Raw genomic sequence first — 24193 nt, forward strand, 5'->3', positions numbered from 1 at the left:
CCTTGTTAAGTGAAATGCCTTTACAATAGTCAATTTTACAGACTGGATTTAGGAATGTCAAGTTTTTTCCTTGACCACTCGGACGTGGAAAATAAACGTCATTTGCTCTAGGTAACCTTATCCTATGCCAATCCTGACCTCTTTTTACCTAATAGCAGCACTTAAGCTTTATGAAAAGACCGTCACTCTTACAAAAGAGGACGGTTTTTCGTATGATAAGTAAAATTCTTCCTATGATTCTTCCTTTTCCATCATATCGGCAAAAAGTCCATAGACATATTGTTCTGCGTTGAATTCTTGCAAGTCATCGGCTTTTTCTCCAAGACCAACAAACTTCACCGGGATTTGCATTTCATTTCTGATTGCAAGGACAATTCCACCTTTTGCTGTCCCATCAAGTTTTGTAAGGACAATGCCTGTGACGTTGGTGGCTTCTGAGAATATCTTTGCCTGACTTAATGCGTTTTGCCCTGTTGTCGCGTCCAATACTAGTAACACTTCATGTGGTGCGCCGGGAACTTCTCGCTCGAGAACTTTTTTAACTTTTTCAAGTTCTTTCATCAAGTTCACTTTATTTTGCAAACGTCCTGCTGTATCACATAAAAGCACATCGACCTTTCTTGCTTTTGCTGCCTGTACTGCATCGTACATCACAGCAGCAGGATCGGATCCAGATGATTGCTTAATGACATCGACACCAACTCGTTCTCCCCATACTTCTAGTTGTTCAATAGCACCCGCTCGGAAAGTATCTCCTGCTGCTAATAAAACATCCTTGCCTTCCTGCTTCAACTTCTTCGCTATTTTTCCGATGGAGGTGGTTTTCCCAACCCCATTAACACCAACAACTAACACCACCGTTAAACCATTTTCCTGAAATTGAATAGTTGGTGATACATCTTCTCCAGCTTCATAAATCTCAACCAGCTTTTCGGAAATGACGCTTTGAACTTCACTCGGTTCAGAGATGTTGCGGCGTTTCACTTCCATTTTCAATTCATCTATTAAATCCATAACCGTGTTAACTCCAACATCAGCACCAATTAAAATTTCTTCCAGTTCCTCAAAAAATTCTTCATCTACCTTGCGATAACGGGCAACAAGTTCATTTACTTTTCCAGAAAAAGAATCTCTTGTTTTTGTTAACCCTTCTCTGAATTTATCTGTTACTGAATCTGTTTGGGTAGTCAACTTTTCTCTCAATTTTTTAAAAAAGCTCATTTTCTCGCTTCCTCTCTATTGAACAAGTTCATTTGATTCTTCCAACCTTACGGAAACAAGTTTTGACACTCCTGATTCCTGCATTGTCACACCATACAGAACGTCACTGAATTCCATGGTTCCTTTACGATGAGTAATTACAATGAACTGGGTTTCTTTACTGAATTTTTTTAAATATTGCGCGAAGCGGTGTACATTCGCTTCATCTAAAGCCGCTTCCACTTCATCTAAAATACAGAAAGGAACTGGTCTCACTTTTAATATAGAAAAAAGTAAAGCAATTGCTGTTAATGCTCGCTCCCCACCAGAAAGAAGTCCTAAGTTTTGCAGTTTCTTCCCAGGAGGTTGTGCCACTATATCAACCCCTGTATTTAACATGTCATTGGGATTGGTTAAAACAAGATCAGCCCTACCTCCACCGAATAAGGAGCGGAACACATCGTGGAAGTGCGCGCGAATATTAGTGAATGTAATTTCAAACCTTTTCTTCATTTCCTCATCCATCTCACCAATGACTTGGTACAGAGTATCTTTTGCTTCTTGAAGATCGTCCTTTTGATCCTTAAGAAAAAGATACCTTTCACTTACACGTTCATATTCCTCAATTGCTGCAAGATTTACCGTACCCAATTCTTCAATGGCTAATTTGATTAGTTTCAGCCTTTTTCTCGCTTCTTCTATCTCCAACTCAAGCGGGTATTCCTCTTTTGCCGCTTCAAAAGATAGCATATACTCTTCCCTTAAATGATGAAGTCTATTATCAAGCTCCACATCAAGTCGGTTTAATTTTACTTCCTCGACTTTCAGTACTTCAGTTAGTTGCTTATACCGTCGCTTCAGCTCTTTAATTTCAACCTCTTCATTCTCTACTTTTTCATGAAAGGTAAGTCTTTCTGCTCGACGTTCCGTGATAAGTTTCATCGTTGTATTTTTATCTTGAAGCTTTTCTTCTGCTGCAGCTTCCAGCCTTTGTTCACCTGATGAATTATTATTCATTTCACTTTGTAGAAGCGCAAGATCCTCTTGAATATCAGACAGTCTTTGTTCTGCTTGGTGATAGTCATTTTTCATTGTGTCCACTTTTTCAGTATGATTATAGAGTTTTTCTTTTTTGCTCGCATAATCTACCTTGAGTTGGGTCAATTCGCTTTGCACAGTTTCTTTTGTTGCATGTTGCTGCATCTTCAGGGAATTTAGCTGAGATATTTCCTCATCCAACTCACGTATTTGAATTCCAACATTTTTTAGATCCTTTTCCAACTGCTTTTTTCTATCGATTGACGATTGAATAGAGGAGGTTAATTGTTGTTTTTCATAATCGTATAAGCTTAAATGCTCGTTAACGTTTTTCTCCTCAAGTTCCACTTCTCGCAACATGCTGACAACCTGTTGCTCTTTGTAACGAAGTTCTTCACCAGCAGTTTTCGTATTCTCTACTTGCAGTTCTTTCTCGGAAATTTTTTGCTTTAAACTCTTAACCTGATCTTCTAAAAGTGCCGTTTTTTGTTCCATTTCTTCCAATTTAGCAGAAATTGAATCAAGCTCCCTACCCCTGCTAAGCAGAGAGTTGGACTTTTGCTTAACTCCACCACCAGTCATAGAACCTCCCGGGTTCACAACATCTCCCTCTAGAGTTACAATCCGGTAGCGATGTTGCAGCATCCCTGCTAATGCATTGGCACCTTTTAGATCTTTTGCTATCACAACGTTCCCTAACAAGTTAAAAACGATATTCTCATATTCATGATCGAATTCAACAAGCTTTGCAGCAACTCCAACAAACGATTCATGTTGACTTATTTGGTTGATTTGAAAGTCTGATAGAATTCTAGGCTTCATAACTGACATTGGTAAAAAAGTCGCTCTTCCATACCCATTTTTCTTAAGGTATTGAATAGATGTTCTAGCATTTTGCTCATTATCCACCACAATATGTTGCGTAGCACTTCCTAGAGCTATTTCTATTGCAGTTTCTACATCCTGGTTCACTTGTATAATCTCTGCAACCGCACCTTTTATCCCTATGAGCCGGTCTTCATCTCTTACTTTTAATATTTCTTTTACACCTTGAAAGAAACCAGTGAAATCCCCCTGCATGGTCTCGAGCATTTCCTTCCGAGCACGTGTCTGCTGGAGATACTGATACGCTTGATATAATGTCGTTTCTCTTTTTTGATAAGTTACCTTATACTGTTCTAACTCTGCTTGTTCTTTCCGATAACGGTCCACTGCTTCATTAAGATCAGCATGAATTGTTTTTTGATCTAATAGAACTTTCTCTTTTTTCTTAAGTGTGTTTTTACGTATTTCGACATATTTTTTATTGCCTTCATCCAGCCTGGTCACTTTCAGATCTTCATGTTTCCCTTGCTGTTCAAGATGGGTGAATTCATTTCGGATCGTTGCTTGCCTGTTAAGCAACTCGATATACTCGCTTTTTAATCGATCAATCTTTTCTTCAATGTTTTGATCAAACTGCTCGCTAATTACTTGTTTTTCTTTAAGCTGTTGTTCAGTAAGGACCAATTCCTTCCGAAGTGAATCAAGGAGTTTTTGCTCTTCTGTTAGCTTGTTTTTTTGTATGCTTATAAACTCAGCCAATTCCACTGATGACTTTTCTAATTGGGATCGGTTTGTTGTTGCATTCTTTTTCCGTTCTTTTAATACTTCTTTCTTTCCTTGTAATTTCTCAAGTTCAGATGTAGCAACTAAGAGTGCTTGTTGCAAAGAGTCTATGGACTCATCCAAAGCCGCAACCTGATCTTTTACTTTTTCTAACGTTGCTTCTTTTTTGGCAAGCTCTGCTGATAAATCTTGTTCCTTCTCGGTACTTTCTTTTACACTTTGAGAGTTTTCTTCCCACTTTTGATGAAGTTCCTCAATTTCAAATACCGTAACACCAACTTCTATCTGTTCAAGCTCTTCTTTTTTCTCTAAATAGTCTTTAGCAATGGAGGATTGTATTTTCAGAGGTTCTACTTGCCCTTCCAGTTCATGTAAAATATCAGCCACCCTATTCAGGTTTTCTTGAGTGTCCCACAATTTACTTTCGGCTTTTTTCTTTCTAGATTTATATTTTAAAACCCCAGCAGCCTCCTCAAAAATACTTCTTCGTTCCTCTGCCTTGCTGCTTAAAATCTCTTCCACTTTACCTTGACTAATAATAGAAAATGCTTCTTTTCCAAGGCCGGAATCCATAAATAAATCAACGATATCCTTCAGACGGCAGGTTTGTTTATTAATCAGAAATTCACTGTCTCCTGACCTTAAAACCCTCCTTGTAACACTCACTTCCATATAATCTATTGGGAGTATTCTGTTACTATTGTCTAATGTAAGGGTAACTTCTGCCATATTTAATGCTCTTCTACTATCACTACCTCCAAAAATGATATCCTCCATTTTAGAACCACGTAGTGATTTTGCAGACTGTTCTCCAAGTACCCATCTAATCGCATCGATGATATTACTTTTTCCACTTCCATTTGGCCCAACTACCGCAGTTACACCAGGCACAAAATCAACAGATACTCTTTCAGCAAACGACTTAAATCCGACCACTTCTAAGCGTTTGAGGTACATTTGACTTCACCTCATTCATACTCTTGTTTTTTCTATGTAGAAAAGGAAGCGATTCATGATTACCAATGGCAACTGAATCGCCTTCACATTATTTTTTTGCTTTGAGCTTTTGTAAAGCAAATTGGGCTGCATGTTGTTCTGCTTCTTTTTTGGAGCGACCAACACCAATTCCTAACTCGTTTTTGTTCAATGATACTTTGGAAACAAATTCCCGATTATGAGCTGGACCTTTTTCTTCCATCACTTCATATTCAATTACTCCAAGTGCATTTCGTTGAATCATTTCTTGAAGCTGACTTTTAAAATCCATCACATGAGAAAAAGCACCCTCGTTAATTTTGGGATGTACATACTTTTCTAGGAAGGTAAATACAGCAGGTAAACCTTGATCTAAATATAAAGAACCGATAAAGGCTTCAAAAACATCTGCCAATAATGCCGGCCTTGTACGGCCACCCGTTATTTCTTCTCCTTTTCCTAAAAGTACATACTGACCGAACGAAAGATCATTTGCAAATGAAACTAAGGAAGGTTCACATACAATAGATGCTCTAAGCTTGGTTAGTTGCCCTTCACTCATTAAAGGGTATTTCTTGTATAAAAACTGAGAAATGGTCAACTCCAGTACTGCATCCCCTAGAAATTCCAGTCTCTCATTATCTTCGTACGGTTTTCTCCGATGCTCATTCACATAGGATGAATGTGTAAATGCTTGGAATAGTAATTTTTCGTTGTGAAACTGCACTCCTATGTTCTCTTGTAGCAAAGAGAATTTCTTCTTCATCAATTCACTTTTCATTTCATTTGTTTTACTTCTGTTTCTACTCATGTATTGAAGCCTCCAACATACCCATCTTTTTCCGTTATGGAGAAATAATAATTTTTAAAGTTGTATAACATTACTATTTTAACAAATTATTTATCGGATACAAATAGCATGTTTCTTTTATGAGGCAAGTTTACACTATTTTTCTTCAATAAACGAACTGATGAATGCTAAAAAAGAGGGTTTGAGAGTTTTTAACACATTTGATAACTGAAAAACTGATCCTTACCTTTATTAAATGCCGAAAAATAGTTTTTTCGAGTAACTTGAAATGGATGTGAAATGTAACAAAGATTTCAAAAGCAACCAAAAAGAAAAAGCCCCACCTAAGTGGGACAATTGGAAAAGATTAAGAGTTTGCTTTTATGTAGTTAACCGCATCGGCAACTGTTGTAATGTTTTCAGCTTCATCATCTGAAATTTCCATATCAAATTCATCTTCAAGCTCCATTACAAGTTCAACTACATCTAAGGAATCAGCTCCTAAATCATCTTTGAATTTAGAATCAAGATTCACCTCAGACTCATCAACACCTAAACGATCTACAATGATCTTCGTTACACGCTCTAATACATCCGCCATAACTTTCACCTCCCCTCAAGTATTATAGTGAATCCACTATAAAAAAACTAGTGTTTGTTTAGATTTTTAGCTCATTACCATACCACCGTCAACATGTAGCGTTTGGCCGGTCATATAGCCGCTTTTCTCTGAAGCAAGGAATGAAACGACTGATGCAATGTCTTTTGCTTCTCCAAATCGAGCTAATGGGATTTGCTTAAGCATTACCGTCTTTACTTCCTCAGTTAGCTTATCTGTCATATCTGTAGTAATAAAACCTGGTGCAACGGCATTAACAGTAATATGCCTTGATGCAAGTTCACGGGCAGTTGTTTTTGTCAAGCCGATTACTCCTGCCTTAGCAGCAACATAGTTAGCTTGCCCTGCATTTCCCATTACCCCAACAATTGAGGCAATGTTTATAATACGTCCCGATCTCTGTTTCATCATTTGACGAGTGACAGCTTTGGTCGCATTAAATACGCCCTTTAAATTAATATTGATTACATCATCCCATTCATCTTCCTTCATTCGCATCAACAGATTATCACGCGTAACTCCAGCATTGTTTACTAGGATATCGATAGTTTCAAACTGTGAAACTGCTTCTTTCATCATGGCTTGCACTTCGTCCATATTCGAAACATTAGCTCGGATTGCAACCGCTTGTGAACCCTTTTCCTTAATCAGCTCCACCACTTCATGTGCTTTTGCTTCACTACCCGAATAATTCACTACGATATTTGCTCCTTGATCTGCCAATTCTAGTGCAATAGCACGACCTATACCTCGAGATGCGCCAGTTACAACTGCTGTTTTGCCCTTAAGCATTGGAAATCCCCTCCTCTTTAAAATACTCAATAGCTTTCTCTAAAGTTTCGATATCATATACCGGAATGGTTGTTACTTTTCTATTTACTTTTTTTATTAAACCTGATAATACTTTTCCAGGGCCAATCTCTACAAAAGTATCAACTCCAAGGTCGATCATCTTTTCAACAGATTGTTCCCATCGCACTGGTGAGTATAGTTGCTCAACAAGCTTATTTGTTATTTCATTTGCACCTGTCATAATATCTGCATTTACATTAGCAATGACAGGTATGGATGTGTCAATAATCTTGATTGTTGATAACGTATCCTTTAGCTTAGAAGCTGCAGGTTCCATTAGACTGGAATGGAAAGGACCACTTACAACTAATGGTATTACTCGTTTTGCTCCTTTTTCCTTCGCTTTCTCGGAAGCAACAGCAACGCCGTTCGCAGACCCGGAAATAACAATTTGTCCAGGGCAATTTAAGTTAGCAAGCTGAACAGGACCAGATTCCTCCGTTGCTTCCAGACATGCTTGTTGTAAAAGGCTTTCTTCAAGCCCTAACACAGCAGCCATTGATCCTTCTCCAGCAGGTATTGCTTCTTCCATATATTTTCCTCGCATATGTACAGTATATACGGCATCTTCAAAACTAATTGCACCTGCTGCCACAAGAGCAGAATATTCCCCAAGACTGTGACCCGCAGCAAAGTCCGCTTTAATACCAGCTTTCTCTAATACTTGCAAAATTGAAATGCTTGATGTTAAAAGGGCAGGCTGCGCATTATATGTTAAGGTTAATTCTTCCTGTGGCCCTTCAAACATTAATTTGGATAAGCTATATCCTAGCTTTTTATCAGCACTTTCAACAACAGCCTTTACTTCTTTATGTTCATTTGAAAGTTCCTTTGCCATACCGACAGTTTGAGAACCTTGACCAGGAAAAACAAATGCTATTTTACCCATTATTTTCCGCCACCTTCTTCCTTTATAACAAGTTCCATTGTCTCAATCGTTTTAGATATAGTACTTACCATATCTGTTTGGACCATTTCTCTTGTTTGTCTAATGGCATTAAATACAGCGTTTGCATCAGAAGAACCGTGCGCCTTCACAACCGGTGCCTTTAGACCAAAAAGAGCAGCCCCTCCATACTCAGAATAATCCATTTTGTTTTTTATTGATTTCAGCTTCGGTTTAAGTACCGCAGCAGCAAGTTTACTTTTTAAGTCGCTTGTAAGTACATCTTTTAACATATCAAATACAGAAAGAGCGGTCCCTTCGATAGCTTTTAACGTAACGTTACCAGTAAAGCCGTCTGTTACAACCACATCAGCAACTCCATTCAATAGGTCACGTGCTTCCACATTTCCAATAAAATGAACTGCTTTAGCTTCCTTAATGTATTCAAATGCAGCTTTAGTAAGCTCATTTCCTTTATTATCTTCCGTTCCAACATTTAAAAGTCCAACACGAGGTGCTTTTATCCCTCGTACTTTTTCAGCATAAATAGACCCCATTAATGCATATTGGAAAAGGTGTTCGGCTTTTGCATCGGCATTTGCCCCAACATCCAACATAACAAAACCATTTCCATCAACAGTTGGAAATGTAGGGGATAGAGCTGGTCTTTCAATACCTTTAATGCGTCCTACTATTAGGAGACCAGCTGCCATCAGTGCACCTGTGTTTCCCGCCGAAATACACGCATCAGCTCTTCCTTCTTTTACTTCTTTCGCCATAAGAACTAGAGAAGAATTCTTTTTGCGTCGAACTGCTTTGACGGGTTCTTCATCTCCAGAAATATAGTCTTCTGTATGTAAAATTTGAATGTTTTTATCAATAGTTAAAAACGGGCGAATCTTTGCTTCATCCCCAACAAGAGTAAAGGTAACATCTTGGTATTTTTCAACGGCTTTCATTACACCTTCCACGACGGATTTCGGTGCATGATCGCCTCCCATTGCATCTAGGACTATGTTCATAGCTATAACCTACCTTTAATTTGAACTTGTAGAACGGAACATTTCAAAATCTCCATGAAAAACTTTCTCACTTCCAACGGAGCTTTTCACTTCTACAGTGGTTCTGCCTTTTTCTATATCCACATTACTTACAACTGCTTTTGCCACAACTCTTTCACCTAGTTTTACTGGTCGTGTAAATCTTATCGTAGCTTTTGCAGTTAGTGCTAATTCATCATTAATTACTGCTACCGCCAATGAGTTTGCTTGTGCGAACACATGATGACCTCGGGTAATTTTGTTTCTCTTAAAAACATGCTCCTCTTGCACATCAAATATGGATATTGCACTTTCATCTAATTGTAAATCAATGATTTCTCCGATTACCTCTTCTAGCGGAAGTGACTTCACTTCTTTTTCAAGGGTACGTGCTGCAACATTCTTTATTCGTTCCCTTAGTTCAGGTATGCTTAGTTCCAAACGATCCAAACGGACTGTCTGAATACTTACCTGAAAAAAATCGGCAAGTTCTTCGTCTGTAATGAAGGGATTTTCTTTAATTTTATCCTTTAAAGAAAGTTGACGCTCCTTTTTATTTCTTCTCATTTCATACACCATCCGAACTATTATGACTAGGTACTAATAGTAGTATATATATTTCATAGGGATATTGCAAGATAAAAAATATATTAGTAAAGAGCAGGTTTGATCCCTTCCAGACCTTCCCTGCTCCCTAATCTAACTTATCCCCATTCATTACTCCGGACTTTTCAATCATATTCCTTAACTCTTTATAATGTTCTTCTTCCCAAAAAGCTTTAGAGTATAAAAGTTCATGAGCATCCTGTCTCGCAACTTCTAGGGCTCTATAATCATGGACCATGTCTGCCACCTTAAATTCTGGCACCCCACTCTGCTTTTTACCAAAAAAGTCACCTGGCCCTCTAAGCTCCAAGTCTTTTTCAGACAAAACAAACCCATCATTTGTTTCTGTCATAATCTTCATACGTTCTTTTCCGGCTTCTGACTTCGGGTCAGCTAGGAGAACACAATAAGATTGTTCACTTCCACGCCCAACACGCCCCCTCAATTGGTGCAGTTGGGAGAGACCGAAACGTTCCGCATCATAAATGATCATGATTGTTGCATTTGGAACATTTACACCTACTTCTACAACGGTAGTGGAGACGAGGAGTTGAACTTCATTTCTAGTAAATGCATCCATCACTTTTTCTTTGTCCTCAGAATTTAATCTTCCATGCATTAGTCCGATATTCCATTTTCCTCTAAAATAATGGTGAAGCATGTCATGGACATCAATTGCGTTTTGGACGTCAAGCTTTTCAGATTCTTCGATTAGCGGACAAATCACATAAGCCTGTTTGCCTTTTTGCAACTCTTTTTCCACAAAACCAAGTACTCTATCAATCATTTGATGTTTTGCCCAATAGGTTTCGATTACTTTACGGCCAGCTGGCATCTCATCAATGATAGATACGTCCATCTCCCCAAATGCTGTAATAGCAAGCGTTCGCGGGATTGGTGTGGCAGTCATAAATAGAACATCAGGACTTTCCCCCTTCTCACGAAGAACTCTACGCTGTTCCACTCCGAATCTGTGCTGCTCATCTGTAATGACTAGACCAAGCTTTTGGAAACTTACCTCTTCCTGAATCAAAGCATGAGTACCTACTAATATATCAATTTCTCCATTGCTCAATTTTTCTAATATCTCTCTTCTTTTTTTACCTTTTACAGAACTTGTTAGGAGCTCCACTTTCACGTTTGTCTTAGAAAACAGGGTTGTCAAAGATTTGGCATGTTGCTCAGCAAGAATTTCCGTTGGCACCATTAGGGCACCCTGGTATCCTGAAAGAATTGCTGCATAAAGACTAATTGCCGCAACTACCGTTTTACCAGAACCTACATCACCTTGCAATAAACGATTCATCCTAAATGGAGAAGTTAAATCATGAATAATTTCCTTTAAAACTCTTTCCTGCGCCCCAGTTAATGGAAAAGGGAGCGTTTTGAGGAATCTTTGTAAATCATTATGGTTGAATTGGTGGATTAAACCTTTTGACTGCTCCCTTTTATATTTTCGGAGAGCCTGAATTTTTAATTGAAATAAGAGAAATTCCTCATAGACGAAATATCTCCTTGAATGCTTTAACATTTCTTGATTAATTGGGTTATGTAAAGCTTGAACTGATTCCCTTTTCGACGGAAGTTTATACTTCGTGAGCAAACTCTCTGGCAATGTACTTTGAAGATCATCGCCATATTCAATTAAAGCATTATGAATGAAACGTCTCATCTGTTTTACGGTAATGTTACCTTTTACAGAATATACTGGTTCTACTTCATTCTCTTTCATGGATGGACCGAATTGAATGTCGGTCACTGTGATAGTTTGGCGATGTTGGTCCCACTTACCTGTTAAAGTGATGGTGTCATTAATATTCAGTTTGTTTTTAAAGAACGGCCTATTGAAACAGACTGCTTTAACTAGAAATCTTCCAACAAAAACTCGGAAAGTTAATCTCGATTTCTTCTTTCCATAATACATAAGAGAAGGCTCACCATGAACCTTCCCCTCAACAGTTATTTTTTCTTCGTGTTTCACTTCTGAAATATCCCTTAACCGATAATCTTCATACCTATATGGAAAATGCATGAGGAGATCTTCCACTGAATATATCCCCATCGCGTGAAGTGAATTTGCTGTTTCGTCCCCAATGCCTTTAATCGTTTTTATAGGAATAGTTGATAAATTAGTCACCTTTTTGTAAGGAAACACCAAAGATTTTCGCTTCAAGCTCTCGACCAGTTGGTGTTGCCGCCAACCCTCCTTGTGCGGTTTCTTTAAGTGCAGTAGGCATGGTTTGCCCAATTTTATACATTGCGTCAATTACTTCATCACAAGGTATGGTACTTTTTATACCAGCTAGAGCCATATCCGCTGCCACCATTGCATTTGCAGCTCCCATGGCATTTCGCTTTACACATGGCACTTCTACCAAGCCTGCAACAGGATCACATACTAATCCTAACATGTTTTTTAATGTAATGGCCATTGCTTGTGCAGATTGGTCTGGAGTACCCCCAGCCATTTCTACTATAGCCGCAGCTGCCATTCCTGAAGCAGAACCAACCTCTGCCTGACAGCCACCTGCTGCACCTGAAATAGATGCGTTATTGGCAACTACAAATCCAAACGCCCCTGAAGTAAAAAGAAACTGAATCATTTCTTCCCGTGTAGGGTTTAACACATCTTTCACGGCAAATAACGTACCTGGGACTACACCTGCAGAACCGGCAGTTGGGGTAGCACAGATCGTTCCCATAGCTGCATTTACTTCGTTTGTGGCGACTGCCTTGCTTACAGCATCTAAAATATTCTTCCCAGTGAGGAAGTTACCTTTTTCAATATATCTCTGTAAAAGCACAGCATCTCCACCAGTTAACCCTGACACGGACCTGACACCCTCAAGCCCTCTTGCTACAGCCTGTTCCATGATTTCCAGATTCTTATCCATTTGCGCGATGATTTCTTCCCTGCTTTTACCGGTGAATTCCATTTCTTGTTCAATCATTATCTCTGAGATTCTTTTATTTTTGCTCTCAGCAATCTCAATGAGCTCTGCTACATTACGAAACATTCTATTTTCCCCCTCAGATGTAAACACGGATTGTAAGCGCTGCCATTATTATTCCAAAAGTTAATCTACGATTTTTGTCACTTGTGTAATGTTGGGTAGACCAGTTAATTCTTCAATGATATTATTGTCAATATTTTGGTCCACTTCTATCGTCATTAATGCTGTCTTTCCTTTTTCTTTACGAGACACTTCCATATGACCAATATTTATCGCAAATTTTGCTAACACATTTGCCACACCAGCAATTGCCCCATACCTATCATCATGAACAACAAGTAAAGCTGGGTGATTACCAGACAGTTTCAGTGCAAAACCGTTCAATTCTGTAATTTCTATCTTTCCACCACCAATTGATATACCAACTAACTCAAGTTCTCCATTATCATCTCCTATTACCACTTTTGCGGTATTAGGGTGATCTGTTATAGCATCCTCTTCATGAAAATTAATCTTTACACCAAGTGATGCAGCAATTTCTAGGGAAGTTTTAATACGTTCATCATACGTATCGAAATCAAGCAGTCCACCCACAATCGCAACATCTGTTCCGTGTCCTTTATATGTCTTGGCAAAGGATCCATAAAAGAAGATATTTGCCCATTTTGGCTCTCTACCAAACAAACTCCTTGCTACACGCCCAATTCTTGCGGCACCAGCAGTATGTGAACTTGATGGGCCTATCATTATAGGACCAATAATATCAAAAACGCTTCTATATTTCATAAAAATTCAATCCCCCTTGATAATAAGAAAAGCGGAAGCGCCTCGTTCGGCCCCGAAACATAAGACAAGATGGCAAGAAAGTTGGGTTACATCTTCTTGGCAAATTGGTTATGACATCGGGAGGCCATGGCGCTAGAGCTAGCAGATACATTCACTTCAATGATTTAGAAAAAGAAGGGCCCCCCCTTCTTCAGATTGTTGACAAACGTCCAAATCCTTCATACTCCTCTTTGCACGAAAGGAAATACTCTTTAATCGCAACTATACTCCTCATAATTGCTCGAGTAGGAAGTGCTATCAGTATCATTTGAGTCAGGAGTAATTGGTTATAATACATTTTGTCTTTATTCTGAAGAAGAGTGTAAACCCTTCTTGCTTTAAATATCCACTTTCGTCCTATTCAATAGAGAAAATGAAGGAATAAAGTGGTTGTTTTCCATTATGAACTTCCACTTCGACATCAGGAAAAGCATCTTCCAGCTCATTTACCAAATGCTGTACATCTTCCTCTGTAACATCTTCCCCATAAATTATAGTAAGGATCTCTGAATCTTCGTCCATCATTTCGCTAAGTAGCTTGCTGGCAGCTTCTTTTTTATCCTTGTTTGTGAGAACAATCTTACCATCTGCAATTCCCATAAAGTCATCTTTTTGTATTTCTACTCCATCGATGTTCGTATCTCTTACAGCGAAAGTAATTTGACCAGTCTTGACAGTTTGTAGCGCTTCCTTCATGATTTCTTCGTTTTCCACTAGCTCTCCTGTAGGGTTAAAAGCTAAAATTGCTGCCATACCTTGAGGTACTGATTTACTTTCTACTACCGCTACGTGGCTACCAGCCACTTCAGCAGCTTGTTTTGCAGCCATGATAATATTACTGTTATTAGGGAGGATAATAACATTATCAGCATTCACTTCTTCAATTGCTTTCAATATATCCTCCGTACTTGGGTTCATGGTCTGGCCACCTTCAATTACTGCCTTAGCGCCAATACTCTTAAATAATTCAGCAATTCCTTCACCCATCGCAACCGTGATGATACCGAATTTTTCACGCTTTTTGTTCATTTCAGGCTTTGCAACAGGGTAATTATCCTCTTCAAAAAGAAGATTACTGTGCTGCTCTCTCATATTTTCAATTTTCATATTAATAAGGCTTCCGTATTTTTGGCCATATGTTAACACATCACCAGGATGTTCAGCATGAATATGAACCTTTACGATTTCTTCATCTGCAATAACGAGTAAAGAATCACCAAATTGGGATAATTCGTTTCGGAATTTTTCTTCTGAGAAAGGAGTTTCCTTTACTTTATCATCTTCAAATTTCACCATGAATTCCGTACAGTAGCCAAACTCGATGTCTTCTGTATTGATTGCAGAATGCACGCTTTTGTGGTGTTCAGCATTTACTAATTCGTTCATGGATGTTTTTGGAGCAATATTTTCAATGCTTTCGCCTTTCAATTCTGCAAGAAAACCTTCATATATGTAGACAAGGCCTTGTCCGCCACTATCGACTACTCCTACTTCTTTTAGAACTGGTAGTAAATCAGGAGTTCGTTTCAAAGATGCATTCGCTTCTTTTAATGTTTCTTCCATTAAGACAATTATATCGTCTTCATTTTTTGCAACTTCCACCGCTTTTTTCGCAGCATCTTTCGCTACTGTTAGAATTGTACCTTCAACAGGCTTCATTACAGCCTTATATGCTGTTTGGACACCCGCTTCTAAAGCATGTGCAAAATCTTTACTTGTAATGGTCTCTTTTGTTTCTATATGCTTAGAAAAGCCGCGGAACAACTGAGATAAGATTACTCCTGAGTTCCCTCTTGCCCCCATCAATAAACCTTTAGCAAGGGCAGAGCCAACCTTCCCGATATGCTCAGAAACATTATTTTTTACTTCCTTTGCTCCTGAAGTGATAGAAAGATTCATGTTTGTTCCCGTATCTCCATCCGGAACAGGAAAAACGTTCAACGCATCCACTATTTTTGCGTTGTTTGATAAATGATTTGCACCTAGAATAATCATTTGTGCAAAACGTTTTCCATTTAGAACTTTAACTGACACTAAATTTTCCTCCTTATTACGGGTTCGTAACGCGAACTCCCTGCACATAAATATTTAAAGAATCAACGGAAAGACCGACCATTTGATTTAACGTATATTTCACTTTCGTCTGGACATTATGGGCTACTTCGGAAATCTTCGTTCCATAGCTAACGATAATGTACATATCGATATGTAGTTGATCTTCTTCTTGACGTACTATGACACCTTTTGTAAAGTTCTCTTTTCTGAGAATTTCTGATAACCCATCCTTCAGTTGGCTTTTGGAAGCCATACCAACTATTCCATAACAATCAATGGCAGCTCCACCTGCGATAGTAGCAACTACATCGTTAGAAATATCTATTTGACCATAAGATGTTTTTAGTTCGATGGACATAAAAGGTTCCCCCTTCATTTCGATTTTTCACCTTGTCTACTCGCTATTTTACTATAAATAAGCACATAATAAAAGCATACGGGTGCTATTCTAACAATACTATTATTATACTGAATGCTAAAAACATGTATGTCAAGGCTTTTTTCTTGAAAGCTTTCTATCGAACTATTGCAATGTTTGGGGTAGTATGTTAAATTATATAAGTATTTTCAAGTGATAATTTTAGTATAGAAATACATTACGAAAGTCCGCTTCCTTATGACGTAGACCTTTTGTACCGTTTTTCTCGCTACAAATAAGAAATGAATTTCTTATTTACCAATGAAAATATTGATTGATGTTTTTTTGTAGTTAGGAGGGAATTGAACATGGCACGTAAATGTGTAATCACAGGTAAAAAGACTGGTACTGGAAACGCACGTTCTCACGCAATGAACTCTACTCGTCGTAAGTGGGGTGCAAACCTTCAAAAAGTTCGCATTCTAGTTGACGGTAAACCAAAGCGTGTTTACGTTTCTGCAAGAGCCTTAAAATCAGGTAAAGTAGAGCGCGTATAATATAGGCGCACATAAAAAACGACAGGTTCATTCCTGTCGTTTTTTCATTTCTCACTTTTGTTTACATAATATTGTTATAGTAATACAATCTATGAAAAAAGCACCTATCGAAGGTGCCTTACTCTTTCTTAAACGATCCAAGCATCGCCCGAATGATTCCTCCCAAGAATCGTGGCAGCTTAATTGTATAGAATTTCATTCCATTCCCTCCCCCGAGCTTTTGCCCTTTTATGCTAGGCTATTTTTACAAACTTGTTGCTTTTGTGTAGCTTATGAGAGTCTCGTAATAATGGTTGGTTTCCTACTCTTTTCCTGCATTTTGTTTTATTTTCAAAAGAGCCTAATCCAGCAAATCAGAGAATTCATAAGGTCCGTATATTATGAAGGATGATAATCACGGCTCCTTACCACCATTAATATGCCCTCATGAAAAGAAAAAGTACCTTTTTCCATTTCAAGTTCATTACTAATACATAGTGTATCTCCCCATCTAATATTCCTGTTTTCCAGGGGGAATTTAAAACCCGTTAATGTAATTCCTTTGACAGATTTACTTACAGGAAGAAAAGAAACATACGGAAAGGAATGATGAGTAGAGAGTGTATAGCTTCCTTCTTTAACAATGTATAATATGTTTTGGTTATCATGAATTTCTATTCTCGTGCCATGTTCTAGTCCTTTCAGCAAAAGTTGAATATTTCCCATAAAGTGATCCAACCTACCACCTGTTGCACCAAATACCCTAATTAAGGAGGGGTTTTTCTTTAATGACCAATTAATAGCAATTTCCGTATCAGTTTCATCTTTTTCACTTGGAAAAACACTTAAATGTGTTAATCGATTTTTAATTTCGTTGAATTGGCTTTCTGTTACAGAATCGAAATCCCCAAATGCTTGGGTAGGAACAATTTGATGTTTAAGCAAGTAGTTTACCCCACTATCGACACCAACCCATAAGGCACCTTCTTTATAGTTGTTTAAGTTAGGTATCTTATCAACAGGACCACCTGTCATAATATGTATCAGCATTACCTCTCCCCCTTTGAATACTAAATTGGAGACGAATGTAAAAAAGCCTTCATAAATGAAGACTTTTTTACCTCTTTAACGAAGATTGTTACGAATTGCATGGATTGCTTGTGTTCGATCCTCATGGTTATAAATGGCAGATCCTGCTACAAGAACGTTTGCACCTGCATCTACACAAAGTTTTGCGGTTTCTGTATTAACTCCACCGTCTACTTCTATTTCTACGTTTAGTCCTCTTTGCTTTACAACTTCAGCAACCTGTTTAATTTTTGAAAGGACTGGGTGAATGAACGCTTGACCTCCAAACCCCGGATTTACTGTCATAAGAAGTACCAAGTCAATATCATTCAAGATCGGCAGAATACTCTCGACAGGAGTAGCAGGGTTGATCACAACACCTGCCTTGACACCATGTGATTTAATATGTTGGATTGTTCGATGTAAATGTGGACATGCCTCCACATGAACAGAGATGATATCTGCGCCAGCCTTTACAAAGTCTCCAATATACAAATCAGGTTTTTCGATCATTAAATGAACATCTAATGGTAAGTTTGTAATCGGTCTAATAGCTTCCACAATTAGTGGACCAATCGTAATATTAGGTACAAAATGTCCGTCCATTACATCTATATGAATATAATCTGCTCCTCCCGCTTCCACATCTTTTATATCCTTACCAAGATTTGCGAAATCAGCGCTAAGTATGGAGGGTGCAATTTTTATCATGGATTAGTACCTCGGCTTTCTATCTTTTATTTCTTCTACAAATGAAAAATAATGCTCATACCGGTATGTAGCAATATCACCTTTCTCTACTGCATCCTTCACGGCACATTTAGGCTCTTTTATATGTGTACAACCTCTAAATTTACAGTGTTCACTTTTTTCTACAAATTCAGGGAAACATTCTTTTACCTCATCTGCTTCTAACTCTAAGAATTCGAGTGAACTGAATCCAGGAGTGTCTGCAACAAACCCCTGGTTTATTTCCATTAATTCCACGTGTCGGGTTGTATGCTTTCCACGCCCAAGATGAGTAGAGATATTATTTGTCTTTAAATCAAGCTCAGGCCGCAAGACATTTAACAAAGATGACTTCCCAACACCAGATTGCCCAGCAATTACAGAAGTTTTATCTCGTAAAAATGGGAGAATTTCCTTTAATTGTTCGGGTTCCTTTGTAGAAGTCATTACAACCTCATAACCTATCTTTCTGTAATAAGAAGCAAATTCTAACAGCTTCTCTTCTTCTTCTAGAAGGTCCATTTTAGAAATACAGATTAAAGGAGTTACATATTTAGACTCAATCAAGACTAAAAATCTGTCTAATAGACTTGTACTAAATTCTGGCTCCATGGCAGAAAAAACAAGAATCGCCTGATCAATATTGGAAATTGGTGGCCTGACGAGTTCATTCTTGCGTGGCAATACGTCCATGATATAGCCTTCCTGCTCATTTTCTGCTTGAAAAACGACCATGTCCCCAACAAGAGGGGTTATCTTGTTTTTCCTGAAAACCCCTCTTCCTCTACATTGGGTAACAACGCCATCTGCTGTCAAAACATAGTAAAAGCCACTTAGTGCTTTGACAATCTTGCCTTCTGGCATACACTCACTCCTTAGTTACCTAATCAATATCGTCATAATCAAGCGTTACATTTTCCACTTCTTTACCATCAACTACAACTCGATATCTAGCTGATTGTTTATAGGCAATCGTCACAGTGAAGCTGTATATTAAATCATCCGTTATCACTATGTTTTCTATAGGACCTTCGTCCATTCTTTGGTTTAAATCTTCTACATACACTTCAACAGTTTGTTCTGCGCCTTCTTCTTCAGGATCATATTTAACTTCAAGTGGAATATCCACCGATTTATCTCCAGGCTGTGGTCCTTTAGATACCGTAAGCTTAATCGAATCTCCTCTTTGAACTTCTGAATCTGGTCCAGGCTCTTGTTTAATAATATTTCCCTCGTGGACAGAATCATGATATTCTTCTGTAATTTCTGGTTCACCAAGACCAAGAGAATTAAGATGACGCTTCGCAAAATCAAGAGATGATCCTTGATAATTATCTAAATTAATAGGACTAGCACCTTTTGAAACGATGAACTTAACAGTTGTTTCATCTGGTATTACTAACTGACCTGCTTCTGGTTCCTGGCTAACAATATCGCCCGCTGGCACATCCTCAGAATGTATTTCTTCTGAAATTTCTACTTTAAAATCCAATCTTTCTAGACTTCTGATTGCTTCCTCTGCATTCTTGCCTGTATAATCATCCATTTCAATCTCTTCTTTACCTAAACTAACAAATATGGTGATTGCTTTCCCTTCTTTTACTTCATCCCCAGCTTTCGGGTTTGTTCTAATCACTCTTCCTTTTTCAATCTCGTCGCTTATCTCTTCTTTTGGTTCTTCGATAACAAAGCCAAGGTTCTCCAAATCCTTGATAGCTTCATCAAGTTCTTTATCTGTAACATCAGGAACTGTTACATCTTCAGGAAGTAACATCGGTGGAAGTATAGTAAATGCAGCTACAGCTCCACCAACTAGTAAAAAGAAAAGAATAAATAAAGAGATTACCCATTTTTTCTTTTTCTTCTTCTTTGGCGATTGCTTTTTATCTTCGTTTTTATTCGGTTTATCTTCTGTAGTCCTAATTCTTGTTTCTTCGTCATTATGAAGATTGTTAAGATTTCCTTTAATAATAGGAATAGCTTTTGTCGCTTCTTCATCTTCATCTGGAACAATAAATTTCGGTTCATTTTTCCGACTAGGATCCAAAGCAGTCATTAAATCAGCTTGCATTTCATCAACAGTGCTATAGCGATGAAATGGATCTTTTGTCATTGACTTTAAAATGATGTTTTCCATGCTTTGTGGAATACTAGGATTCCATCTTTTCGGGGATGGTGTTTCTGATTGAAGATGCTTTAACGCAATGGAAACGGCAGATTCACCAGAGAACGGCAGCCTTCCAGTTAAAAGCTCAAACATAACAATGCCTAGAGCATAAACATCAGATTTTTTTGTCGCCAAGCTTCCTCTTGCTTGTTCAGGTGATAAATAATGTACAGAACCCAATAATGAATTGGTTTGAGTAATTGTTGTAGAGCTTAAAGCCATCGCAATTCCAAAATCTGTAACTTTAATTGTCCCGTAATCATCAATAAGTATATTCTGCGGTTTAATATCTCGATGAATGATACCATTATCGTGTGCATGGGAAATCGCAGAAGTTAACTGATTCATTATTTCAACTGTGTTATACTGCTCCACTGGTGCATATTGCTGAATATACTGTTTCAAGGTTTTACCGGATACATGCTCCATGACGATATAATAAATATCATCCTCTTCCCCTATATCGTAAATACTTACAATGTTAGGGTGATCTAAACTTGTCGCCGATTGCGCTTCTCTGCGGAAACGTCGAATAAATTCTTCATCATTTGCAAAATCTAACCTTAAAACCTTTACCGCTACATCCCGGTCGAGAATGATATCATGGGCAAGGTATACGTTCGCCATTCCTCCGCCACCGATGACTTCTTTGATTTTATAGCGATCATTTAATCTTTTGCCAATTAACACCTATATCACCCACTCCCAACTTCGGAGATAGATAATTCCAATATGGCTACCGTGATATTATCTTCCCCACCGTAATGGTTAGCGCGTTTTATCAGCTCTTGCGCTTTTTTCGATACATCTTGGTTCCCATCAAGTAATACTTTCTCCATTTCTCTCTCGTTGACTTTATCGCTCAAACCGTCAGAACAAAGAAGAATATACCCCGGATCATCATATGTAATGGTTTTCATATCAATCTTTACGGATTCTTCTGTTCCTAAAGCCTGTAGTATAACATTTTTTCTTGGATGATGCTCAGCATCTTCCTTTGAGATTTGACCGGTTTTCACCAATTCATTAACAAACGTATGATCCTCAGTTAATTGTTTTGTTACTTCCTCTGAAAATAAATATATTCTGCTGTCCCCTACATGTGCAATAGATAAATAAGAATCGCCTAAGATTGCTGCTACGATTGTAGTACCCATCCCATTGCATTCATCATGCGTATTTGCGTAATCAAATAGAAGCTGGTTCGTTTGAAGAATATACGTTTTTAACCATGTTTCGGCAGGTTCAGGGGAAGAGATATTTTCCGTCTCTTCCCATTTTGCCCGTAAATGGTTGACAGCTTGTTCACTTGCTACCTCTCCTGCCTGATGTCCCCCCATGCCATCACAAACAATAGCAAGCTTGGTACCGTCTTTATTAACAAAGATCCCCCCATTGTCTTCATTATGTGAACGAATTCTCCCTCTATCAGTTAAAAAGACCATTAACCTTTGTCACCTCGTCTCTTCTTTACGCTCCTTTGCACGCAGCTGGCCACATGCAGCATCAATGTCGTGACCTTGTTCACGACGAACTGTTACATTTACGCCTTTATCTTTTAAGGTTTTTTCAAACAAATTAATTTGCTCTTTCGGTGTCCTCACATAATCACGTTCTGGAACATAGTTAACTGGAATTAGATTGATATGACATTTTATTCCTTTTACTAATCTTGCAAGCTCCTCTGCGTGTTCCACTTGATCATTTACTCCACCAAACAAGCCATATTCAAAACTAACTCGACGACCTGTCTTTTTGATATAATATCGAATGGACTCCATTAAATCAGGAAGCTTGTATGCTCGATTTATCGGCATTAAGCGTGATCTTAGCTCTGTATTTGGTGCATGAAGGGAAAGCGCAAAATTAATTTGCAAGTTTTCATCTGCAAACTTATAGATTTTTGGAATAATCCCACTGGTTGAAACAGTTATATGACGAGCCCCAATGTTCAATGCTTGATCATGATTAATGATTTTAAGGAAGTCTAACATTTCATCAAAATTATCAAATGGCTCGCCAATCCCCATAATTACTACATGACTAACACGCTCTCCAAGTTCATCCAACGCCTGTTGAACCTTTACCACTTGGGCAACAATTTCACCAGATTCTAGATTCCGTTTAAGTCCACCTAATGTGGAAGCGCAAAAAGTACAACCAATTCTACACCCTACTTGAGTAGTAACACAGACAGAGTTTCCGTAATCATGTCTCATTAGAACTGTTTCAATGGAATAACCATCATGAAGCTCAAAAAGAAACTTCATAGTACCATCAGAAGAAGTTTGTTGAACAATTGTTTTTAACGTTGTTAATGTGTATGTCTCTTCTAGTTTTTCACGAAGATTTTTGGACAGATTAGACATCTCATCAAACGTTGTAACACGCTTTTGATAGAGCCATTCAAATATTTGAGTTGTTCTAAATTTCTTTTCACCTATACTTAATAACCAATCTTCAAGTTCATGTAGTTGAAGCGAGTAGATGGACGGTTTCTGTGCTGCTATTTCTTTTTTGTTCGTTTTTTCTGTTTTTTGTTCCATCTTTTACACCTGCCTTTTTAGTCTAACAATAAAAAATCCATCCGTACCAAAGTGGTGTGGTAGCAATTGAAGCATTCCATCATTTATATAAGGACCCACGCTTTTTGGCAGTAAATCTTTCATGTTGATATCTATTTCAAAATCTTTGTTTTCCTTTAGGAATGACTGAACAACTTCTCCATTTTCTTCTTTATCAATTGTACATGTACTATATACTAAAGTTCCACCTTTTTTTACTAGAGGTGCCACTTCATTTAGTATAGCCAACTGGATAGAAGCTAATTGAATAATATCTTTAAGAGTTTTTGTATATTTTAAATCCGGCTTTCTTCGTATTACACCTAACCCCGAACAAGGGGCATCAACTAGGACTTTGTCAAATTGCTCTTCTTTAAAAATGGAAGTTGCCCTTCTGCTGTCAAGGGATTGTGCTTGGAGATTAGAAATTCCGAGTCTTGTCGCCTGCTCCTTTATTAGTCTCACCTTATGTTCGTGCAAGTCTGTCGAAGTGACCATCCCAGTCCCATCCAGCTCTTCAGCAATGTGAGTTGACTTTCCCCCTGGTGCCGCACAACAGTCATAGATGTTATCACCTTTTTCTACTCCAAGTGCCTTTGCCACTAACATGGAACTCTCATCTTGTATGGTGATGTAGCCATTTTTATATGCATTTGAAAAAGCCATATTTCCTTTTTCAGATACGATGCTTTCTTGCGCTAACGTTCCTTTTTGTACAGAGAATCCTTCTGAATTTAACATTTCCAAGACTTCGTTCACACTTGATTTGCATGTATTGACACGTGCCGTTTGACTAGGTGGGACAAGGTTAATTTCACACATCTTCTCTGTACTTTCCACACCATATTGTTCCATCCACTTTTCTACAAGCCATTTCGGATGACTTGTTACAACGGATATTCGTTCTGCATCATCTTCAATAAGCGTTAAATCGGGAACACCATTTCTCTGAATGGAGCGCAGTACACCGTTTACTACGGATGCCACACCTTTATGGCCCCTTTTCTTCGCAATTTCTACTGCTTCATAAATAGCAGCACGGGCTGGTACCTTATCAAGATATATCATTTGGTACATGGTCATTTTGAGAAGGTTCTTCACCCAATCCTGAAGCTTTTTCTGCTTTTGAATATACGGGGCTAAAACATACTCCAATGTAATGGAGCGCTGAATGGTCCCATAGACAATTTCTGTGAAAAGACCAGCATCTTTTTTATTTAATTTACCTGATTCCAAGTAATTATTTAATAGTAGGTTACTGTAGGCTTGGTTTTTTTCAATCGTGATTAACCCTTCTAAAGCAACCTCTCTGACATTTTTCAT

Annotated in this window: 22 protein-coding genes; 1 reads left to right on the forward strand and 21 read right to left on the reverse strand. The window is 38.2% G+C overall.

The features are described 5' to 3' along the window. Positions 1-231: 231 nt before the first annotated feature. The 13 genes from ftsY to LRP81_RS02615 form a co-directional block, all read right to left on the reverse strand. On the reverse strand, positions 232-1221 hold the full coding sequence (ftsY, locus tag LRP81_RS02555; RefSeq protein ID WP_230499675.1) for a signal recognition particle-docking protein FtsY: 990 nt from the start codon (positions 1219-1221) through the stop codon (positions 232-234). 15 nt (positions 1222-1236) lie between these two features. After that, on the reverse strand, positions 1237-4803 hold the full coding sequence (gene smc, locus LRP81_RS02560) for a chromosome segregation protein SMC (protein WP_230499676.1): 3567 nt from the start codon (positions 4801-4803) through the stop codon (positions 1237-1239). 88 nt (positions 4804-4891) lie between these two features. After that, positions 4892-5632: a ribonuclease III gene (gene rnc / locus LRP81_RS02565; protein WP_399206895.1), complete on the reverse strand. Its 741-nt coding sequence runs from the start codon at positions 5630-5632 to the stop codon at positions 4892-4894. A 346-nt stretch (positions 5633-5978) separates the two neighbouring features. Then, entirely contained in the window at positions 5979-6212 is a 234-nt protein-coding gene (acpP, locus tag LRP81_RS02570; protein ID WP_230499677.1) for an acyl carrier protein, read from the reverse strand. A gap of 66 nt (positions 6213-6278) precedes the next feature. Continuing rightward, positions 6279-7022, reverse strand: coding sequence for a 3-oxoacyl-[acyl-carrier-protein] reductase (fabG, locus tag LRP81_RS02575; RefSeq protein ID WP_230499678.1), 744 nt, complete (start codon positions 7020-7022; stop codon positions 6279-6281). Beyond that, positions 7015-7971, reverse strand: a complete 957-nt coding sequence (gene fabD / locus LRP81_RS02580; protein WP_230499679.1) for an ACP S-malonyltransferase — start codon at positions 7969-7971, stop codon at positions 7015-7017. The genes fabG and fabD overlap by 8 nt, the downstream gene beginning before the upstream one ends. After that, on the reverse strand, positions 7971-8990 hold the full coding sequence (gene plsX / locus LRP81_RS02585) for a phosphate acyltransferase PlsX (RefSeq protein ID WP_230499680.1): 1020 nt from the start codon (positions 8988-8990) through the stop codon (positions 7971-7973). Before plsX ends, fabD begins: the two co-directional genes overlap by 1 nt. A 15-nt stretch (positions 8991-9005) precedes the next feature. Next, positions 9006-9575: a transcription factor FapR gene (gene fapR / locus LRP81_RS02590; protein ID WP_230499681.1), complete on the reverse strand. Its 570-nt coding sequence runs from the start codon at positions 9573-9575 to the stop codon at positions 9006-9008. Positions 9576-9702: 127 nt separating this feature from the next. After that, positions 9703-11751 (reverse strand): ATP-dependent DNA helicase RecG, encoded by a 2049-nt coding sequence (recG, locus tag LRP81_RS02595; RefSeq protein WP_230499884.1) that lies wholly within the window; start codon positions 11749-11751, stop codon positions 9703-9705. Beyond that, complete coding sequence (gene sdaAA / locus LRP81_RS02600; protein WP_230499682.1) at positions 11744-12631, reverse strand: L-serine ammonia-lyase, iron-sulfur-dependent, subunit alpha; 888 nt, start codon at positions 12629-12631, stop codon at positions 11744-11746. The genes recG and sdaAA overlap by 8 nt, the downstream gene beginning before the upstream one ends. Positions 12632-12691: 60 nt before the next feature. After that, complete coding sequence (gene sdaAB / locus LRP81_RS02605; protein ID WP_230499683.1) at positions 12692-13354, reverse strand: L-serine ammonia-lyase, iron-sulfur-dependent subunit beta; 663 nt, start codon at positions 13352-13354, stop codon at positions 12692-12694. Between the two features lie 396 nt (positions 13355-13750). Next, positions 13751-15427: a DAK2 domain-containing protein gene (locus LRP81_RS02610; RefSeq protein ID WP_230499684.1), complete on the reverse strand. Its 1677-nt coding sequence runs from the start codon at positions 15425-15427 to the stop codon at positions 13751-13753. A 16-nt stretch (positions 15428-15443) separates the two neighbouring features. Then, positions 15444-15806: an Asp23/Gls24 family envelope stress response protein gene (locus LRP81_RS02615; RefSeq protein ID WP_230499685.1), complete on the reverse strand. Its 363-nt coding sequence runs from the start codon at positions 15804-15806 to the stop codon at positions 15444-15446. Positions 15807-16174: 368 nt separating this feature from the next. Here LRP81_RS02615 and rpmB point away from each other — a divergent pair, with 368 nt between their 5' ends. Continuing rightward, a complete protein-coding gene (rpmB, locus tag LRP81_RS02620; protein WP_230499686.1) occupies positions 16175-16363 on the forward strand; it encodes a 50S ribosomal protein L28 in 189 nt (62 codons plus the stop codon). A 118-nt stretch (positions 16364-16481) separates the two neighbouring features. Here the strand turns inward: rpmB and spoVM are convergent, their stop codons facing one another. From spoVM to rsmB, 8 genes are all read right to left on the reverse strand, one after another. Beyond that, positions 16482-16562, reverse strand: a complete 81-nt coding sequence (spoVM, locus tag LRP81_RS02625; RefSeq protein ID WP_060665857.1) for a stage V sporulation protein SpoVM — start codon at positions 16560-16562, stop codon at positions 16482-16484. A 179-nt stretch (positions 16563-16741) separates the two neighbouring features. Further along, a complete protein-coding gene (locus LRP81_RS02630; protein ID WP_230499687.1) occupies positions 16742-17392 on the reverse strand; it encodes a thiamine diphosphokinase in 651 nt (216 codons plus the stop codon). A gap of 75 nt (positions 17393-17467) precedes the next feature. Further along, positions 17468-18121 carry a ribulose-phosphate 3-epimerase gene (gene rpe, locus LRP81_RS02635; protein ID WP_230499688.1) on the reverse strand — a complete coding sequence of 218 codons (654 nt, stop codon included), beginning with the start codon at positions 18119-18121 and terminating at the stop codon, positions 17468-17470. A gap of 3 nt (positions 18122-18124) precedes the next feature. After that, the gene (gene rsgA, locus LRP81_RS02640; RefSeq protein WP_230499689.1) at positions 18125-19003 is read right to left on the reverse strand and encodes a ribosome small subunit-dependent GTPase A; all 879 of its coding nucleotides are present in this window, start codon (positions 19001-19003) and stop codon (positions 18125-18127) included. A gap of 19 nt (positions 19004-19022) precedes the next feature. Then, the gene (gene pknB / locus LRP81_RS02645; protein WP_230499690.1) at positions 19023-20996 is read right to left on the reverse strand and encodes a Stk1 family PASTA domain-containing Ser/Thr kinase; all 1974 of its coding nucleotides are present in this window, start codon (positions 20994-20996) and stop codon (positions 19023-19025) included. A gap of 5 nt (positions 20997-21001) precedes the next feature. Continuing rightward, entirely contained in the window at positions 21002-21751 is a 750-nt protein-coding gene (locus LRP81_RS02650) for a Stp1/IreP family PP2C-type Ser/Thr phosphatase (protein WP_230499691.1), read from the reverse strand. A gap of 9 nt (positions 21752-21760) precedes the next feature. Continuing rightward, positions 21761-22852 carry a 23S rRNA (adenine(2503)-C(2))-methyltransferase RlmN gene (rlmN, locus tag LRP81_RS02655; RefSeq protein ID WP_230499692.1) on the reverse strand — a complete coding sequence of 364 codons (1092 nt, stop codon included), beginning with the start codon at positions 22850-22852 and terminating at the stop codon, positions 21761-21763. Between the two features lie 3 nt (positions 22853-22855). Further along, positions 22856-24193, reverse strand: coding sequence for a 16S rRNA (cytosine(967)-C(5))-methyltransferase RsmB (gene rsmB, locus LRP81_RS02660; protein ID WP_230499693.1), 1338 nt, complete (start codon positions 24191-24193; stop codon positions 22856-22858).

This window comes from Sutcliffiella rhizosphaerae (genome assembly GCF_917563925.1).
GTDB lineage: Bacteria > Bacillota > Bacilli > Bacillales > Bacillaceae_I > Sutcliffiella_A > Sutcliffiella_A rhizosphaerae.

Excerpts from the sequence above, each read along its gene's own strand:
- spoVM (WP_060665857.1), bottom strand. The coding sequence starts at position 16,562 with ATGAAATTCTATACAATTAAGCTGCCACGATTCTTGGGAGGAATCATT.
- ftsY (WP_230499675.1), bottom strand. The coding sequence starts at position 1,221 with ATGAGCTTTTTTAAAAAATTGAGAGAAAAGTTGACTACCCAAACAGAT.
- rsmB (WP_230499693.1), bottom strand. The coding sequence starts at position 24,193 with ATGAAAAATGTCAGAGAGGTTGCTTTAGAAGGGTTAATCACGATTGAA.
- plsX (WP_230499680.1), bottom strand. The coding sequence starts at position 8,990 with ATGAACATAGTCCTAGATGCAATGGGAGGCGATCATGCACCGAAATCC.
- rnc (WP_399206895.1), bottom strand. The coding sequence starts at position 5,632 with ATGAGTAGAAACAGAAGTAAAACAAATGAAATGAAAAGTGAATTGATG.
- acpP (WP_230499677.1), bottom strand. The coding sequence starts at position 6,212 with ATGGCGGATGTATTAGAGCGTGTAACGAAGATCATTGTAGATCGTTTA.
- rpe (WP_230499688.1), bottom strand. The coding sequence starts at position 18,121 with ATGATAAAAATTGCACCCTCCATACTTAGCGCTGATTTCGCAAATCTT.
- sdaAA (WP_230499682.1), bottom strand. The coding sequence starts at position 12,631 with ATGTTTCGTAATGTAGCAGAGCTCATTGAGATTGCTGAGAGCAAAAAT.
- fapR (WP_230499681.1), bottom strand. The coding sequence starts at position 9,575 with ATGAGAAGAAATAAAAAGGAGCGTCAACTTTCTTTAAAGGATAAAATT.
- fabG (WP_230499678.1), bottom strand. The coding sequence starts at position 7,022 with ATGCTTAAGGGCAAAACAGCAGTTGTAACTGGCGCATCTCGAGGTATA.
- rsgA (WP_230499689.1), bottom strand. The coding sequence starts at position 19,003 with ATGCCAGAAGGCAAGATTGTCAAAGCACTAAGTGGCTTTTACTATGTT.
- LRP81_RS02650 (WP_230499691.1), bottom strand. The coding sequence starts at position 21,751 with ATGGTCTTTTTAACTGATAGAGGGAGAATTCGTTCACATAATGAAGAC.
- sdaAB (WP_230499683.1), bottom strand. The coding sequence starts at position 13,354 with ATGAAATATAGAAGCGTTTTTGATATTATTGGTCCTATAATGATAGGC.
- LRP81_RS02615 (WP_230499685.1), bottom strand. The coding sequence starts at position 15,806 with ATGTCCATCGAACTAAAAACATCTTATGGTCAAATAGATATTTCTAAC.
- fabD (WP_230499679.1), bottom strand. The coding sequence starts at position 7,971 with ATGGGTAAAATAGCATTTGTTTTTCCTGGTCAAGGTTCTCAAACTGTC.
- rlmN (WP_230499692.1), bottom strand. The coding sequence starts at position 22,852 with ATGGAACAAAAAACAGAAAAAACGAACAAAAAAGAAATAGCAGCACAG.
- smc (WP_230499676.1), bottom strand. The coding sequence starts at position 4,803 with ATGTACCTCAAACGCTTAGAAGTGGTCGGATTTAAGTCGTTTGCTGAA.
- rpmB (WP_230499686.1), top strand. The coding sequence starts at position 16,175 with ATGGCACGTAAATGTGTAATCACAGGTAAAAAGACTGGTACTGGAAAC.
- LRP81_RS02630 (WP_230499687.1), bottom strand. The coding sequence starts at position 17,392 with ATGCTGATACATATTATGACAGGTGGTCCTGTTGATAAGATACCTAAC.